The 15109-nt window shown below is 65.6% G+C and carries 15 protein-coding genes; 9 read left to right on the forward strand and 6 right to left on the reverse strand.

Annotated features, from left to right (window positions below):
* Window position 1: 1 nt before the first annotated feature.
* On the reverse strand, window positions 2–1177 hold the full coding sequence (locus ACFLEY_RS23930; protein WP_211433384.1) for a nitrogen regulation protein NR(II): 1176 nt from the start codon (window positions 1175–1177) through the stop codon (window positions 2–4).
* Entirely contained in the window at window positions 1174–2175 is a 1002-nt protein-coding gene (dusB, locus tag ACFLEY_RS23935; RefSeq protein ID WP_161537076.1) for a tRNA dihydrouridine synthase DusB, read from the reverse strand. The genes ACFLEY_RS23930 and dusB overlap by 4 nt, the downstream gene beginning before the upstream one ends.
* A 279-nt stretch (window positions 2176–2454) precedes the next feature.
* On the opposite strand from dusB, the gene ACFLEY_RS23940 reads away from it, so the two are divergent.
* Both ACFLEY_RS23940 and ACFLEY_RS23945 read left to right on the forward strand, forming a co-directional pair.
* Window positions 2455–3651 carry a bifunctional 2-C-methyl-D-erythritol 4-phosphate cytidylyltransferase/2-C-methyl-D-erythritol 2,4-cyclodiphosphate synthase gene (locus ACFLEY_RS23940; protein ID WP_060912253.1) on the forward strand — a complete coding sequence of 399 codons (1197 nt, stop codon included), beginning with the start codon at window positions 2455–2457 and terminating at the stop codon, window positions 3649–3651.
* 3 nt (window positions 3652–3654) lie between these two features.
* On the forward strand, window positions 3655–4263 hold the full coding sequence (locus tag ACFLEY_RS23945; RefSeq protein WP_028174064.1) for a CinA family protein: 609 nt from the start codon (window positions 3655–3657) through the stop codon (window positions 4261–4263).
* Window positions 4264–4388: 125 nt separating this feature from the next.
* On the opposite strand, the gene ACFLEY_RS23950 is transcribed toward ACFLEY_RS23945, so the two are convergent.
* Window positions 4389–4589, reverse strand: a complete 201-nt coding sequence (locus ACFLEY_RS23950; RefSeq protein ID WP_129557617.1) for a hypothetical protein — start codon at window positions 4587–4589, stop codon at window positions 4389–4391.
* A 189-nt stretch (window positions 4590–4778) separates the two neighbouring features.
* On the opposite strand from ACFLEY_RS23950, the gene ACFLEY_RS23955 reads away from it, so the two are divergent.
* The 6 genes from ACFLEY_RS23955 to ACFLEY_RS23980 are packed head-to-tail and all read left to right on the forward strand — an operon-like array spanning window position 4779 to window position 9825.
* On the forward strand, window positions 4779–5390 hold the full coding sequence (locus ACFLEY_RS23955) for a c-type cytochrome (RefSeq protein ID WP_231166733.1): 612 nt from the start codon (window positions 4779–4781) through the stop codon (window positions 5388–5390).
* A gap of 11 nt (window positions 5391–5401) precedes the next feature.
* Window positions 5402–6646, forward strand: a complete 1245-nt coding sequence (locus tag ACFLEY_RS23960) for a cytochrome c (protein WP_171901342.1) — start codon at window positions 5402–5404, stop codon at window positions 6644–6646.
* Window positions 6647–6664: 18 nt separating this feature from the next.
* A complete protein-coding gene (locus tag ACFLEY_RS23965) occupies window positions 6665–6841 on the forward strand; it encodes a hypothetical protein (RefSeq protein ID WP_028174068.1) in 177 nt (58 codons plus the stop codon).
* Window positions 6838–7401 carry a cytochrome C oxidase subunit II gene (locus ACFLEY_RS23970; RefSeq protein ID WP_060912255.1) on the forward strand — a complete coding sequence of 188 codons (564 nt, stop codon included), beginning with the start codon at window positions 6838–6840 and terminating at the stop codon, window positions 7399–7401. Before ACFLEY_RS23965 ends, ACFLEY_RS23970 begins: the two co-directional genes overlap by 4 nt.
* Window positions 7388–9010, forward strand: coding sequence for a b(o/a)3-type cytochrome-c oxidase subunit 1 (locus ACFLEY_RS23975; RefSeq protein ID WP_028174070.1), 1623 nt, complete (start codon window positions 7388–7390; stop codon window positions 9008–9010). Before ACFLEY_RS23970 ends, ACFLEY_RS23975 begins: the two co-directional genes overlap by 14 nt.
* A complete protein-coding gene (locus ACFLEY_RS23980) occupies window positions 9010–9825 on the forward strand; it encodes a c-type cytochrome (RefSeq protein WP_028174071.1) in 816 nt (271 codons plus the stop codon). Before ACFLEY_RS23975 ends, ACFLEY_RS23980 begins: the two co-directional genes overlap by 1 nt.
* 110 nt (window positions 9826–9935) lie before the next feature.
* Here ACFLEY_RS23980 and ACFLEY_RS23985 read toward each other — a convergent pair whose 3' ends face one another.
* The gene (locus ACFLEY_RS23985; RefSeq protein ID WP_027542754.1) at window positions 9936–10406 is read right to left on the reverse strand and encodes a type II toxin-antitoxin system RatA family toxin; all 471 of its coding nucleotides are present in this window, start codon (window positions 10404–10406) and stop codon (window positions 9936–9938) included.
* A 6-nt stretch (window positions 10407–10412) separates the two neighbouring features.
* Window positions 10413–11369 carry a lipoyl synthase gene (gene lipA, locus ACFLEY_RS23990; protein WP_060912256.1) on the reverse strand — a complete coding sequence of 319 codons (957 nt, stop codon included), beginning with the start codon at window positions 11367–11369 and terminating at the stop codon, window positions 10413–10415.
* Window positions 11370–11499: 130 nt separating this feature from the next.
* Between lipA and ACFLEY_RS23995 the strand changes: the two genes are divergently transcribed.
* Window positions 11500–12102: a DNA-3-methyladenine glycosylase gene (locus tag ACFLEY_RS23995; RefSeq protein WP_028174073.1), complete on the forward strand. Its 603-nt coding sequence runs from the start codon at window positions 11500–11502 to the stop codon at window positions 12100–12102.
* An 89-nt stretch (window positions 12103–12191) separates the two neighbouring features.
* Here ACFLEY_RS23995 and ACFLEY_RS24000 read toward each other — a convergent pair whose 3' ends face one another.
* Entirely contained in the window at window positions 12192–15068 is a 2877-nt protein-coding gene (locus tag ACFLEY_RS24000; protein WP_211433383.1) for a valine--tRNA ligase, read from the reverse strand.
* Between the last annotated feature and the right edge of the window lie 41 nt (window positions 15069–15109).

The following is a 15109-nucleotide window of genomic DNA, read 5'->3' on the forward strand; positions in this document are numbered from 1 at the left end:
CTCATTTTGCCCCCTGTGATGCAGACGACGACTTCCCGGCAGAGCCGTCGCGACTGCTGTGATCGGCGTATTTGACCGATGTGGAATACATCGGCATCAGCACGCGGAAGGTGGTCTTGCGCGGCTGAGATTCGCATTCGATGATGCCCCCGTGATCGCCGACGATCTTTGCGACCAGGGCGAGGCCCAGACCCGAGCCGGTCTGCTTGGTGGTCACGAAGGGATCGAACAGGTTGGGCAGAAGATCGTCCGGCACGCCTGGTCCGTTGTCCCTCACGCAGAATTCGAGCGGCAAGGATACCCGGGATTTTTGACCGGGGACTGACAGGCGCACGCCGGGGCGGAACGCGGTGGTGAGCTGGATCTCGGCATCGGGCACGTCGATCAAGGCTTCGGCGGCGTTCTTCACGAGATTGAGGAACACCTGGATCAGCTGATCCTGGTTCGCCAGCACCGGCGGCAGCGAGGGATCGTAGTCCTCGATGAAGCGGATGTTGCGGGCAAAGCCCGACTGCGCCAGCCGCTTCACGTGATCGAGCACCGAATGGATGTTGACCGGCCCGCGCACCACGGGACGCTCGTCGCCGAACACCTCCATGCGGTCGACCAGCGTCACGATGCGGTCGGCCTCGTCGCAGATCAGCCGCGTCAGCATGCGGTCCTCGGACGAGGCCTGCTGCTCCAGCAGCTGCGCCGCGCCGCGGATGCCGGAGAGCGGATTCTTGATCTCATGCGCGAGCATCGCTGCTAGCGCTATCACCGAGCGCGCGGCGCTGCGATGGGTGAGCTGCCGATCCATCTTGTCGGCGATGGTGCGCTCCTGAAGCATCACCACGATATGGCCGGGCCGCTCGGTGAGCGGGGCGACGTGCAGATCGACCTGGCGATCGCCGCCCATGCGGGGCGTGCCCAAATCGACCTTGTATTCGTTCACCGGCGAGTTCGACGAGCGCACCTGGTCGATCAGCGCTAGCAAGGGGCTGCCGAACGGCACCAGCTCTTTCAGCGACTGCCGCTTCAGGAATTGCGTCGAGATCTCAAAGAAGGCTTCGGTTGCGATGTTGGCGGCGACGATCTTGCCGTCCGGCCCGATCAGGAGCACGGGATTGGGAAGCGCGTCCAGGATCGCATCGCTGTCGGACGGTAGCGGCCGACGTTGTTCAGCGGCTGAGCTCATGCAGCAGCGCTCCATGCGAAGTCGTCGAAGGCATCTTGCAGTGACTGGTGAACGAGGCGGGGATCTTCGGACGTCAGAATTGTCCGGCGCCAGGATTTCAGCTTCTCGACCGGCGCGCGGCTCGCATCGGCGGCGACGTCCAGCGCCCAGCCGAGATGCTTGCGGGCATGCTTGAGACCGACGCGCAGGCCGTAGAGCGCGCACACGCCTTCATAAAGCGTGCGGACATAATGGAGTTGCGTCGCGAGCGACGGCGTGGCTTCCGCCGCCCCGCCCTTCAGGCGCCGGCCGATCTGGCCGGGCAGCCAGGGCTGGCCCTGTGCGCCGCGGCCGATCATCACGGCGTCGGCGCCGGAGGATTCGAGCGCCGCGAGCGCCTTCTCGTACGAGGTGATGTCGCCGTTGACGATGAGCGGAATCGAGATCGCCTCGCGCACGGTGCGGATCGCATCCCAATCGGCCTCGCCCTTGTAGAACTGGCAGCGGGTGCGGCCATGCACGGTCACGAGCTTGATACCCGCGGCTTCCGCGCGCCGCGCCAGTTCCGGCGCATTGCGGCTGCGGTCGTCCCAGCCGAGCCGCATCTTCAGCGTCACCGGCACCTTCACCGCCGCGATCGTCGCATCGATCAGGCCGACAGCGTGGTCGAGATCGCGCATCAGGGCCGAGCCGGACTGGCCGCCCGTGACGTGGCGGGCCGGACAGCCCATATTGATGTCGATGATATCGGCGCCTTCCGCTTCGGCGATCCGGGCGCCTTCGGCCATCCAGTGCGCCTCGCAGCCGGCGAGCTGCACCACGTGCGGACCGATTCCGGTCGCTTCGCAGCGCAACCGGGACATCCGGTGGCCGTTGGCGAGCTCATCGCTGGCGGTCATTTCGGACACCACCAGACCTGCCCCAAGCTCGGCGACCAACCGCCGGACGGGCGAGTCAGTCACTCCCGACATCGGTGCCAGGAAGACCGGGGTGGCGACCTCAATATCGCCTATTTTCAAGGGCTTGGAGCCTGATCCTGCCGAGCCGGTCACAGTGGTCTCATTCACTCGCAGGGCCTCATCGCACCTGCCATGACCTATCTTGCGCACAATTCTTGTGCAGTCAAGCGTCATGCCTACAGTTTAGACAGTTCTGCAAATCTTTCAAGTGCAGTGCAGCAAATTGCTGTTTCCCACAATCCAGGGAAACCCCCTTTTTTTGCGGGCCTGCCGTGCTAGAGGCATGCCGGCAATCACCCACTTCCGACTCTTTCATTAGCAACTGAGTATTTGAGTCCTATGGCGAAATCACAGCGCACCGCAGTCGTTCTTGTCGCGGCAGGTCGCGGGCTGCGCGCCGGCGCCGGCGGGCCGAAGCAATATCGCGAGATCGGCGGCCAGCCCGTGATCTATCGCGCCATGGAAGCCTTCAGCCGCCACCCCGACGTGTTTGCAGTGCAGCCCGTGGTCAACCCCGACGACAGCGCCATGTTCACGGCAGCGGTCGCAGGATTGAAGCACGAGCCGCCGACCAATGGCGGCGCCACGCGCCAGGCCTCGGTGCTTGCCGGTCTCGAAGCGCTCGCAAAGCACCAGCCCGACATCGTCCTGATCCACGACGCCGCGCGTCCCTTCGTCTCGGAAGGTGTGATCTCGCGCGCGATCGATGCGGCGAGCCGCACCGGCGCCGCGATCCCCGTCGTTCCCGTCACCGACACCATCAAGCTCACCGGCGCGAGCGGCAACGTCGAGGACACGCCGGATCGGGCCCGGCTGCGGATCGCGCAGACGCCGCAATCCTTTCGTTTCGATGTCATCCTCGAGGCGCATCGTCGCGCGGCGAAGGACGGGCGCAGCGATTTCACCGATGATGCCGCGATTGCCGAATGGGCGGGATTGACGGTTGCAACCTTTGAAGGCGATGTTGCCAACATGAAGCTCACCACTCCCGAAGATTTCGTGCGCGAGGAAGCGCGCCTGGCCGCCCAGCTCGGCGACATCAGGACCGGCACGGGCTACGACGTCCACGCCTTCGGCGAAGGCGACCACGTCATGATCTGCGGCGTCAGCGTGCCGCACAGCAAGGGTTTTCTCGCGCATTCCGACGGCGATGTCGGCCTGCATGCGCTGGTGGATGCCATCCTCGGTGCGCTGGCCGACGGCGACATCGGCTCGCACTTCCCGCCGAGCGATGCGAAGTGGAAGGGCGCCTCCTCCGACCAGTTCCTGAAATACGCCATCGAGCGCGTCGCCCAGCGCGGCGGCCGCGTCGCCAATCTCGAGGTGACGATGATCTGCGAGCGGCCGAAGATCGGCCCCCTGCGCGACACCATGCGCGCGCGCATCGCCGAGATCTCCGGCGTCGACATCTCGCGCGTCGCGGTGAAGGCGACGACCAGCGAGCGGCTCGGCTTCACCGGCCGCGAGGAAGGCATCGCGGCCACCGCGAGCGCCACCATCCGCCTGCCGTTTAACGAGAAGACTTGGAGCGTCTAGGCCATGGCCGGCAGCGACGCACGCGCCCTCTCCCGCTCGCTGCTCGATTTGTGCCGGATGCGCAAGCTGACGATCGCCACGGCCGAGTCCTGCACCGGCGGGCTCGTTGCCGGCGCGCTGACCGACATCCCCGGCTCCTCCGACGTGATCGACCGCGGCTTCGTCACCTATTCCAACGACGCCAAGCGCGCGATGCTCGGCGTTGAAGCAGGTACGCTCGCCAATTTCGGCGCCGTCAGCAAGGAGACCGCAACCGCGATGGCGATCGGCGCGCTGGAGCGTGCCGGTGTCGACCTCGCGGTCGCCATCACGGGCATCGCCGGCCCTGGCGGCGCCACGCCCGGCAAGCCGGTCGGCCTCGTGCACTTCGCCGCCGCCGCACGCGACGGCCGCATCATCCATCGCGAGCACCGTTTCGGCGCGATCGGCCGCACCGCGGTACGCCAGCGCTCGGTGGTCGAGGCACTGCGCATGCTGATGGATCTCGCCCGCGGCCCGCAAGTCACGGCCAAGCCACAACGCGCCGCCGCGAGCCGCTTGCGCCCCCGTGTGACGCGGTCGCCGCGCCGGCATGCGGCGAAGCGCAGGCCGTCGCGGTCACCGCGGGGGTGAGTCCCGTAGCCCGGGTGAGCGAAGCGATACCCAGGACGCCGCAGCAGAAGTCCCGCATGTCGCCAGATCGGTGTCCGCGATTTCCTTGAAAGTAATATGGTCCACGGTCAATCCCTGTAGGCCACTCAACATCCGTTAGCTTCAGCGTAGCGATCTTCCGCCTTCTGAACCCAGCTGTGTTTTGTGTCGAGGTCAATGGAAGCACGAAACAAGGCTCGGGCAAGACGCGCGGCGAGACTGAGATGCCGCGCTTGCTTTTCAAAAAGCACGCAAATCTTGTCGAATCCGATCGTTATATGCAGTGCAAGAGCGCGACCAAACGTCATCGTCCCCATCCGAACTTGCGCGCGACCATATTGGCGCAATAATGCCGCTCTATGTTGTGGTCCGGAATCAACCGGCCCAGCCTTCTGGAGGGCGACGAATTGTTCGCTCGCACCACTGCTCTGGCCATTGCCATCTTGGCCGCCCTTGACGGCGCAGCCGCACAAACGGCCAACCAGCCGCCGGATACGATGGCGGCGCGGGTCGAGGCCTGCACGCCCTGTCACGGCAACAAGGGCGAAGGCACCAGCGACGTCTATTTCCCGCGCCTCGCCGGCAAGCCCGCCGGCTATCTCTACAACCAGCTCCTCGCCTTCCGCAGCGGTCGGCGCAAATATCCGCCGATGAACTATCTGCTGGAATTCCTGCCGGATCCGTATCTGGAGGCGATGGCGGAGTATTTTGCCACCGAGCACCCGCCGCTGCCGCAACCGGCGCCGAGCGAGGTCAGCAAGGACGTGCTGGCGCAGGGCGAGCAGCTTGCGACCAGCGGCGATGCGGGCCGCAACATTCCGGCCTGTGTGAGCTGCCATGGTCCCGGACTCACGGGCATGCAGCCCGGCATCCCCGGACTGCTCGGCTTGCGCGCGCCTTACATCAGCGCCCAACTCGGCGCCTGGCGCTACGGCAACCGCACGGCGAAATCGCCCGACTGCATGCAGCTCGTCGCCGGCCATTTGACCGAGGCCGACGTCACCGCCGTTGCAGCCTGGCTCGCGACGCGGCCGGCGCCCGCGAACCCGGCTCCCGTCCCGAAAGGCACCTACGCGCTGCCTTTTGGCTGCGGCAGCCAGCCCAACTGACGAGGCGGATGATGGGCTCAAGACTGTCGATCACGCTCCTCGCTCTCGCCGCGTTCACGACGGCCACGCAGGCGCAGGACAAAGACAAGACCGGCGATATCATCGCGCGCGGCGAATATCTCGCCCGCGCCGGCGATTGCACCGCCTGCCACACCGCACCGGAAGGCCGTCTGTTCGCCGGCGGCCGCGCCATGCCGACGCCGTTCGGCACGCTCTACACCTCCAACATCACGCCCGATCCGGAGACCGGGATCGGCAAATGGAGCGCGGACGATTTCTACAGGACGATGCACAATGGCCGCTTCCCGGATGGCGGGCTGATCTATCCGGCGATGCCGTTCGCCTCCTACACCAAGGTGACGCGCGCCGACAGCGACGCGATTTTCGCCTACCTGCGCTCGATCCCGTCGGTCAGCCAGAGGAACAGGCCGCACGAGTTGCGCTTTCCCTATGACAACCGCCAGCTCATCCTCGGCTGGCGCACGCTGTTCTTCAGCGAGGGCGAGTTCAAGCCGGACCCGACCAAGTCTGCCGAGTGGAACCGCGGCGCCTATCTGGTCGAGGGCCTCGGCCATTGCGGCATGTGTCACTCACCGATCAACGCGCTCGGCGGCACCTCGCAATCGGACGCCTTCAAGGGCGGCCTGATCCCGATGCAGAACTGGTACGCGCCCTCGCTCACGTCCAACCGCGAGGCGGGCCTCGGCGACTGGAGCATCAAGGACATCACCGACCTGCTCCAGACCGGCGTTTCGGCCCGCGGTGTCGTCTACGGCCCGATGGCCGAAGTCGTGCACAACAGCCTGCAATATCTGAGCGACGAGGACACCAAGGCGATGGCGGTGTACCTCAAGGGCATCTCGGAGCCCTCCCCGCCGCCGCCGGCGAGCTCGGCGCTGCCGACCACCGAGAGCAGCCTGCTAATCAGCCTCGGCAAGACCGTTTATGACAAGAACTGCGCGAGCTGTCATGGCACGCAGGGCGAAGGCAAGCCGCCGCACTGGCCGCCGCTCGCCAACAACCAGTCGATCGAGATGCAGTCGGCGGTCAACCCGATCCGCATGGTGCTCAACGGCGGCTATCCGCCGGGCACCAAGGGCAATCCGATGCCTTACGGCATGCCGCCGTTCGCGGGCCTGCTCTCCGACAACGAGGTCGCCGCCGTCGTCTCCTACATCCGCACCGCCTGGGGCAATCGCGGCACGCCGGTCTCGGCCCGCGAGGCCAACGAGCTGCGCTCCGCACCGCTGAACTGAGGACGCCAGAGATCCATCATGATCAATTCCGATCCGCCGACCAGCCCAGCCGCCGCCGACCACGCTGTCGAGGAAGTCGTCGCGCAAGGCCCGTCCGGCGCGATCGTGCTCGCCGGCATCGCCACGGCCTGCGTGGTCGCGATGTGGCTCGCCTTCTATCTGTTCGTCTTCCTGCCGCGCGGATCGCTGCAATGAGCGCAGAGGACACCCATGGCAGCGCCGAGGTCGCGGCCCGTGTCGAGCGGCGATGGGCGACTATTGCCGTGATCATCGTCGTGGGCATGGCGCTGTTGGCGGCTTTCGCCGGCATCCATCGCGCGACCATGCCGCAGCCGCGCGTCGAGACCACCGATCCATCGCGGATTCATCTTTCGGGCGAATTCGTCGAAAGCAATCTCGGCAGCGTGCTGGAGGCCAACGGCAATGTGACGGTGCGCGCGATCGGCCAGCAATATTCCTTCACGCCGGCCTGCATCATGGTGCCCGTGGACACGCCGATCACGCTCCGCGCCACCAGCGCCGACGTCGTGCACGGCATCCTGATCCAGGGCACCAATGTCAACACCATGCTGGTGCCGGGCTACATCTCAGAGCAGCTGATGCGCTTTACCAGGACCGGCGACTATCTGATGCCCTGCCAGGAGTTTTGCTCCTTCGGCCACGAGGGCATGTGGGGCAAGGTCAAGGTGATCGACAAGACCGACTTCGCCGATCGGGCGAAGGGCGGCGGGAGGCTGAGCTGTGTTGGCCAATAGGAAGCTCATCCTCGCCCATTTCTGGTTTGCGTTTGCGTTGTTCGGCGTCGCGCTGACGCTCGGCGCCTGGCAGATGTTCATCCGCAGCCCGATCGGCACCTGGCTCTCCAACCCCGAGCTCTACTACCGCTCTCTGACGGCGCACGGCACGGTGATGGGCTACGTGTTCCCGACCCTGGTCGCGATGGGTTTTGGCTACGCCATCAGCGAGTCCGCGCTGGAGCAGCGCCTGGTCGGCGTGCGCTGGGCCTGGGCCGGCTTCTGGCTGATCGTTGCCGGCAGCATCATGGCTGTGATCCCGGTCGCGCTCGGGCGCGCCTCGGTGCTCTACACCTTCTATCCGCCGCTGATCGGCAACGTCTTCTACTATCTCGGCGTCGTGCTGGTCGTGGTCGGCTCATGGATCTGGGTCGCGCTGATGTCGGTCAATCTGCGCGTCTGGCGAAAAGCCCATCCCGGCGCGCCGGTGCCGCTCGCGATGTTCGCCAATGTCGCCGGCTCCTATCTGTGGGCGTGGACCGCGGTCGGTGCCGCGCTCGAGTTGTTGCTCCAGATCATTCCCGTCGCGGCGGGGCTGAAGGCGACGATCGACGCCGGTCTTGCCCGCGTCTTCTTCTCCTGGACGCTGCACGCCATTGTCTATTTCTGGCTGATGCCGACCTACATCGCCTATTACACCATCGTGCCGCGCGCGATCGGCGGCCGGGTCTATTCCGACAGCATGGCCCGGATCTCCTTCATCCTGTTCCTGGTGGTGGCGATGCCGATCGGCATGCACCACACCTTCGCCGATCCGCAGGTCGGCGCCGGCTTCAAGTTCATCCATTCGGCCTTCACCGCACTGGTCGCACTGCCGACGCTACTGACGGTGTTCACGATCTGCGCCTCGGTCGAGATCGCGGCGCGCCTGCGCGGCGGCCGCGGCCTGTTCGGCTGGATCCGGGCGCTGCCCTGGGACAATCCGATGATGCTGGCGCTCGCGTTCTCGTTCGTCATGCTCGGCTTCGGCGGCGCTGGCGGCCTCATCAACATGAGCTATCAGCTCGACGCGTCGATCCACAACACGCAATGGATCACCGGCCATTTCCACCTGATCTTCGGCGGCGCCATCGTGATCATGTATTTCGCGATCGCCTATGATCTGTGGCCGCATCTCACCGAGCGCGAGCTGACCGACCTTCGCCTGATCCGCACTCAGCTCTGGCTGTGGTTCGTCGGCATGATCGTCACGACATTCCCCTGGCACTGGGTCGGCATCCTGGGCATGCCGCGCCGCATGGCCTATTTCGACTTCGGCGATCCCGCGATCGCGCCGCAGGCGCTCTCCGTCACATTCTCCGCGATTGGCGGTTTCATCCTGCTGACCTCGGGCATCCTGTTCCTGGTCATTCTGGCCCGAGGGATGCGTGCGCCTCAGGCTGATGCCGGCCCCTATCGCTTCGCGCTGGCGGTGCATCAGCCGGCGACGGTGCCGGTCGCGCTCAACACCCATGCGCTGTGGGTGGCGCTGATGATCGCCCTGACCATCACCAATTACGGCTATCCGATCCTGACGCTGGCACTGACCGAGGGCACGTCGGTGCCGGCCGTCTATGTGGGAGCGCAGTGATGAGCACGCGCGACCTCTTCACCTTCCGTAACGGCCATTTCAAGATTGGCGTTGGCATCACCGCCGCGATCCTCGTCGTGACGGCGATCGCAGGCTTCATCGTGCTGCCCTTCGCGCAGCCCTGGGTGCAGTTCGCCAATGTCTGGGATGCGATCTGTAGCGCCGCCGGTGTGCCGCGGCGCGCGGCAAGCGTGACGGCGCCCGAGCAGAGCATGCGTCTGTCGGAGGTCGTGCTCACCTCGCACACGCTGTCGCGTCCGAGCCAGGAGGCGATTGGCCGCGGCGCCACGCTCGCGCAGCGCTGCGCGATCTGCCATGGCCCGACCGGCATCAGCCGCGCGGACTCGCCCAACCTCGCCGGTCAGTATGCGGCCGTGATCTACAAGGAGCTGCACGATTTCCGCTCAGGCGCGCGCACCAATGCCGTGATGTCGCCGTTTGCCGTCAACCTGACCGACCAGGAGATCGCCGACCTCGCGAACTACTACGCCTATCTGCCGCGGCTACCAGCCTATCATCCGACGCCGCTTCTGCCGAAACCCAACATCGTCATCTACGGCGCGCCGATCCGCGGCATCGCGCCGTGCGGCGCCTGCCATGGCAGCCTCGACAACAAGACCGGCAGCCCGTGGCTGGAGGGGCAATCCGAGGCCTATATGAAGGCGCAGCTGCAGGCCTTCGCCTCAGGCGAGCGGCGCAACGACATCAGCCAGCAGATGCGCAACATCGCCCGCGCGATGACGCCACAGGAGATCGAGCAGGCCGCGGCGTATTATGCCTCGCAGCCGCCGGATATCGTGAAGGCCGTTGATTGAGCCCCGCTGTCATTGCGAGCGTAGCGAAGCAATCCAGAATCCATCCGCGGAAAGGCTCTGGATTGCTTCGTCGCAAGGGCTCCTCGCAATAACGGCGGAGAGGCTACGCCTTACGTCGACGCCAGCTTCGGCCGGCCGTAGATCGCATCCGCGCGCTTCTCGAACGCGGTGGAAAACCGCGCGAACGCGGCGTCGAACATCGAGCCCATCAGCATCGCCAGCATGCGGCTCTTGAACTCGTAGGCGAGGAAGAACCCGACGTCGCAGACGCCCTCGCCCTTGGGCTCGAACGTCCAGCGGTTTTCCAGATTACGGAACGGGCCTTGCAGATATTCGACGAGGATTTTCAGGTTGGCGCGGTCGAGCGTCACGCGGCTGGTGAAGGATTCCTTGACCAGCTTGAACGACACCGTCATGTCGGCGACCAGCACCTCGGTGCCGTCGGGCTTCGCCATGCGCTGGCGGACCTTCAGCGCGCTGCACAGCGGCACGAACTCCGGGTAGCGCTCGACATCGGCGACCAGATCAAACATCTCGGACGCACTGTGGTTGACGCGGTGCTTGCTCGAAACTCGATGCATGATACGTCAGCTGGCGTGAGCTGCCCGCGCAGCCTTCAGTCTCGCGAAATCCTCGCCGGCATGATGCGACGAGCGGGTGAGCGGACTCGCCGACACCATCAGGAAGCCCTTGGTGTAGGCGACCTTTTCATAGGACGAAAACTCGTCCGGCGGCACGTAGCGCATCACCGCGTGATGCTTACGGGTCGGCTGGAGATATTGCCCGATGGTCAGGAAGTCGACGTCGGCCGAGCGCAGATCGTCCATCACCTGCTGCACCTCGTGGCGCTCTTCACCCAGGCCCACCATGATGCCGGACTTGGTAAAGATGGACGCATCGAGCTCCTTGACCCGCTGCAACAGCCGGATCGAATGGAAGTAGCGCGCGCCGGGCCGTACCGTGAGATAGCGCGACGGCACGGTCTCGAGATTGTGGTTGAAGACATCGGGCCTCGCCGCGACGACGACCTCCAGCGCGCCTTCCTTGCGCAGGAAGTCCGGCGTCAGGATCTCGATCGTGGTCGAGGGGCACGCGGCCCGGATCGCGCGTATGGTCTGGGCAAAATGCTCGGCGCCGCCATCGGCGAGGTCGTCGCGGTCGACCGAGGTGATAACGACGTGGGCGAGGCCCAGCTTGGCCACGGCCTCGGCGACGTTCTGCGGCTCGGCCGCATCCAGCGCGTTGGGCAGGCCGGTCTTGACGTTGCAGAAGGCGCAGGCACGGGTGCAGGTGTCACCCATGATCATGAAGGTCGCGTGCTTCTTGTCCCAGCACTCGCCGATATTCGGGCAGCCCGCCTCCTCGCACACCGTGTGCAGGCCGTTCGCCCTCACGATGTTGCGGGTGTCGGCATAGCCGCGGGTGTTGGGCGCGCGCACACGGATCCAGTCCGGCTTCGGCGGCGAAGCAGAATCGGGGCGATTCACCTTTTCGGGGTGGCGCGGGCGCAGCGGGTTCGAGATGGTATCGACAATAACGACCATGAGGTGTCCGGTCTGTTCAGGTCCTACCTAGTCGGTCTTGCCCGGCATCGCAACCCGGCTCGCACCGCTTCAGGGAACATGGCAGATATGGGCAATATCCTGCTCTGTTCTCAGACGATTCTCACCTCGAATGGCTCCAACCTCGAAGACTTCTCCTCCGCGGCTCGGCAAGCCCCTGAAGCGCGCCTTTTTTGGCCGCAGCGTCCGCGAGGTCGCCCACGACCTGATCGGCGCCACCATGCTGGTCGATGGCGTCGGCGGCCTCATCGTCGAGGTTGAGGCCTATCATCATACCGAGCCGGCGGCGCACTCCTACAACGGCCCGACGCCGCGGAACCATGTCATGTTCGGCCCGCCCGGCTTTGCCTATGTCTACCGCTCGTACGGCATCCACTGGTGCGTGAACTTCGTCTGCGAGGCGGAAGGCTCGGCCGCGGCGGTGCTGATCCGCGCGCTGGAGCCGACGCACGGCATCGCCGCAATGCGCCGCCGCCGTCATCTCCAGGACGTGCACGCGCTGTGCTCGGGCCCGGGCAAGCTGACGGAGGCGCTCGGCATCACCATCGCGCACAATGCCCTGCCGCTGGACCGGCCGCCGATCGCGCTGCATGCGCGGACGGAGGATTTGGAGGTGGCGACAGGCATCCGGATCGGCATCACCAAGGCCGTCGAGCTGCCCTGGCGCTATGGCGTCAAGGGCTCGAAATTCCTGAGCAAGCCGTTTCCGAGGTAGTTGTCATTCCGGGATGGTCCGAAGGACCAGACCCGGAATCTCGAGATTCCGGGTTCGGCTCTTCGAGCCGCCCCGGAATGACAGCGAGGCTACGACGCCTGCTTGAGCCGCTCCAGCGCCTCCAGCAGCTTGGCCTTGCGGGCCAGCGCCGCCTCTCGCTTTTCGCGCTCCTCCTCGACGACCTCCTCGGCCGCGTTGGCGACGAATTTCTCGTTCGCCAGCTTGGACTCGGCGCGCTTGATGTCGGCGTCGGCCTTGCCGATCTCCTTGTCGAGACGGGTGCGTTCGGCGGCAACGTCGATCACGCCCTTGAGCGGCAGCGCGGCCACCTCGCCGCGCACCAGGAGCTGGACGGCGCCGTCAGGCGCGCGGTCGGCGAAGGAGATGTCCGACAGCCGCGCCATACGCTTGATGACGTCGGTCCAGCGCGGCGCGCGTTCCCTGGTCTCGGCCGAAGCGCCGGCGAGGACCAGCGCCGTCAGCGTCGCCGGCGGGATGTTCATCTCGGCGCGCACCGAGCGGATCTGCGTGACGAGGTCGATCACCCAGCCGATCTCGGCTTCAGCCTTGGGATCGGTGAAGTCGGCATGGTCGAAGATCGGCACGATCAGGGCCGGCGAGATCAACGGAGCGGTGGGACCTGCGGCTGCGGCAAACATCGCCAGTTGCTCCGGCGTCGGCTCGGCCGGCTTCAGCGGCCACGCGGCCAGCGCCAGCAGGCCGTCGCGCTTCGCCGTCACCTCCCACAGCTCTTCGGTGATGAAGGGCATGAAGGGGTGCAGCAGCTTCAGGATCTCGTCACGTGCCCAGGCGACCATGGCGCGGGTCTCGTCCTTGGCGGGGCTGTCCGGGCCAAGCAACACGGGCTTTGCGAGCTCGACATACCAGTCGCAATAGACGTTCCAGACGAAGCGGTAGATCGCGCCGGCGGCATCGTTGAAGCGATAGGCCTCGATCGCCTCGGTCACCTCGCGCGTGGTGTGCGCGCTCTCATGCGCGATCCAGCGATTCAGCGTCTCCTTCGCCTTCGCCGGCTCGAAGCCTTCGGGCACGGCGCAGTGGTTCATCTCGGCAAAGCGGGACGCATTCCAGAGCTTGGTCGCGAAATTGCGGTAGCCCTCGACGCGGCTGGTGGCGAGCTTGATGTCGCGTCCCTGCGCCGCCATCGCGGCCAGCGTGAAGCGCAGCGCGTCCGCACCGTATTCGTCGATCAGGTGGAGCGGATCGATGACGTTGCCCTTCGACTTCGACATCTTGGCGCCCTTCTCGTCGCGGACGAGGGCGTGGATGTAGATCGTCGAGAACGGCACTTCCTTCATGAAGTGCAGGCCCATCATCATCATGCGGGCGACCCAGAAGAAGATGATGTCGAAGCCGGTCACCAGCGCGTTGGTCGGGTAGTAGCGCTGCACCTCGGGTGCGTCTTCGGGCCAGCCCAGCGTCGAGAACGGCCACAGCGCCGAGGAGAACCAGGTATCGAGCACGTCCTCATCGCGGGTGATGAAGCCTTCGCGCTTGTTGCGGTCGAGCGCCATCTCGCGGCCCTGCTCGGCCGTGATGACCTCCTGCTCGACGTAGTAGCCGAGCGCGTGGCTGATCGCCTCCTCCTCGGTCTCGGCGACGAACACCTTGCCGTCCGGCCCGTACCAGGCCGGAATCTGGTGGCCCCACCAGAGCTGGCGCGAGATGCACCAGGGCTGGATGTTCTCCATCCACTCGAAATAGGTCTTTTCCCAGTTCTTCGGCACGAAGCTGGTTTCGCCCGAACGCACCGCCGCGATCGCGGGCTTGGCCAGCGTCTTGGCGTCGACGTACCACTGGTCGGTCAGGTACGGCTCGATCACGCTGTTGGAGCGGTCGCCGTGCGGCACCATGTGGGTGTGCGGCTCGATCCGCTCGACGAAGCCGAACGATTCCAGCCGCTCGACGATGCGCTTGCGCGCAACGAAGCGGTCAACCTTGTTGAACTCCTCGGCGAATTGCGCGGCGCCTTCCGGCAGGTCGCGCAGATAATCCTCGTTGTCGAGGAGATCGAGGCAACCTTCCTTGTCGAGCACGCTGATCCGGCGCAGGCCGTGGCGATTGCCGACCTCGAAGTCGTTGAAGTCGTGCGCCGGCGTCACCTTCACCGCGCCGGAGCCCTTCTCCGGATCGGAATAGTCGTCCGCGACGATCTGGATCTTGCGGCCGACCAGCGGCAGGATGACGTGCTTGCCGACCAGCTTCTGATAGCGCTCGTCATCGGGATGCACGGCGACGCCGGTGTCGCCGAGCATGGTCTCCGGGCGCGTCGTGGCGACGACGATGAAGCTCGAGGGATCCTCGGGGCTGAAGGTCTTGCCCTCGATCGGATAGCGCAGATACCAGAGGCTGCCCTTCACCTCGGTCTGCTGCACTTCGAGATCGGAGATCGCGGTCAAGAGCTTGGTGTCCCAGTTCACCAGCCGCTTGTCCTTGTAGATCAGGCCGTCGCGGTGCAGCTCGACGAATACCTTGATGACGGCCTTGGACAGGCCCTCGTCCATGGTGAAGCGTTCGCGCGACCAGTCGCAGGACGCGCCGAGGCGCTTGAGCTGGTTGACGATGGTGTCGCCGCTCTCGGCCTTCCACTGCCAGACCCGCTCCAGGAACTTCTCGCGGCCCATCTCGCGGCGGCCAGGCTGCTGGCGCTCCATCAGCTGCCGCTCGACCACCATCTGGGTGGCGATGCCGGCATGGTCGGTGCCGGGCTGCCACAGCACGTCGCGGCCGCGCATGCGCTCGAACCGGCACAGAATGTCCTGGAGTGTGTTGTTGAGGGCGTGGCCCATATGCAGCGAGCCCGTCACGTTCGGTGGCGGGATCACGATGGTAAATGGCACTGCGTCGCGGCGGTCGGGGCGGCCGGCCTTGAAGGCACGGCTGTCCTCCCACACCACGGACATGCGGGCTTCGATATCGGCGGGCTGGTAATTTTTCTCGATCATGGGGCTGCTAGAAAGCCGCGCGCGGGGGGCAAGTCAACGAA

The organism is Bradyrhizobium sp. YCK136, from assembly GCF_044570075.1.
Taxonomy (GTDB): Bacteria; Pseudomonadota; Alphaproteobacteria; order Rhizobiales; family Xanthobacteraceae; genus Bradyrhizobium; species Bradyrhizobium diazoefficiens.

Excerpts from the sequence above, each read along its gene's own strand:
- ACFLEY_RS23955 (WP_231166733.1), top strand. The coding sequence starts at position 4,779 with ATGGCGGCGCGGGTCGAGGCCTGCACGCCCTGTCACGGCAACAAGGGC.
- ACFLEY_RS23930 (WP_211433384.1), bottom strand. The coding sequence starts at position 1,177 with ATGAGCTCAGCCGCTGAACAACGTCGGCCGCTACCGTCCGACAGCGAT.
- lipA (WP_060912256.1), bottom strand. The coding sequence starts at position 11,369 with ATGGTCGTTATTGTCGATACCATCTCGAACCCGCTGCGCCCGCGCCAC.
- ACFLEY_RS23940 (WP_060912253.1), top strand. The coding sequence starts at position 2,455 with ATGGCGAAATCACAGCGCACCGCAGTCGTTCTTGTCGCGGCAGGTCGC.
- ACFLEY_RS24000 (WP_211433383.1), bottom strand. The coding sequence starts at position 15,068 with ATGATCGAGAAAAATTACCAGCCCGCCGATATCGAAGCCCGCATGTCC.
- ACFLEY_RS23945 (WP_028174064.1), top strand. The coding sequence starts at position 3,655 with ATGGCCGGCAGCGACGCACGCGCCCTCTCCCGCTCGCTGCTCGATTTG.
- ACFLEY_RS23980 (WP_028174071.1), top strand. The coding sequence starts at position 9,010 with ATGAGCACGCGCGACCTCTTCACCTTCCGTAACGGCCATTTCAAGATT.
- ACFLEY_RS23965 (WP_028174068.1), top strand. The coding sequence starts at position 6,665 with ATGATCAATTCCGATCCGCCGACCAGCCCAGCCGCCGCCGACCACGCT.
- ACFLEY_RS23985 (WP_027542754.1), bottom strand. The coding sequence starts at position 10,406 with ATGCATCGAGTTTCGAGCAAGCACCGCGTCAACCACAGTGCGTCCGAG.
- ACFLEY_RS23950 (WP_129557617.1), bottom strand. The coding sequence starts at position 4,589 with ATGACGTTTGGTCGCGCTCTTGCACTGCATATAACGATCGGATTCGAC.
- ACFLEY_RS23960 (WP_171901342.1), top strand. The coding sequence starts at position 5,402 with ATGGGCTCAAGACTGTCGATCACGCTCCTCGCTCTCGCCGCGTTCACG.
- ACFLEY_RS23970 (WP_060912255.1), top strand. The coding sequence starts at position 6,838 with ATGAGCGCAGAGGACACCCATGGCAGCGCCGAGGTCGCGGCCCGTGTC.
- ACFLEY_RS23995 (WP_028174073.1), top strand. The coding sequence starts at position 11,500 with ATGGCTCCAACCTCGAAGACTTCTCCTCCGCGGCTCGGCAAGCCCCTG.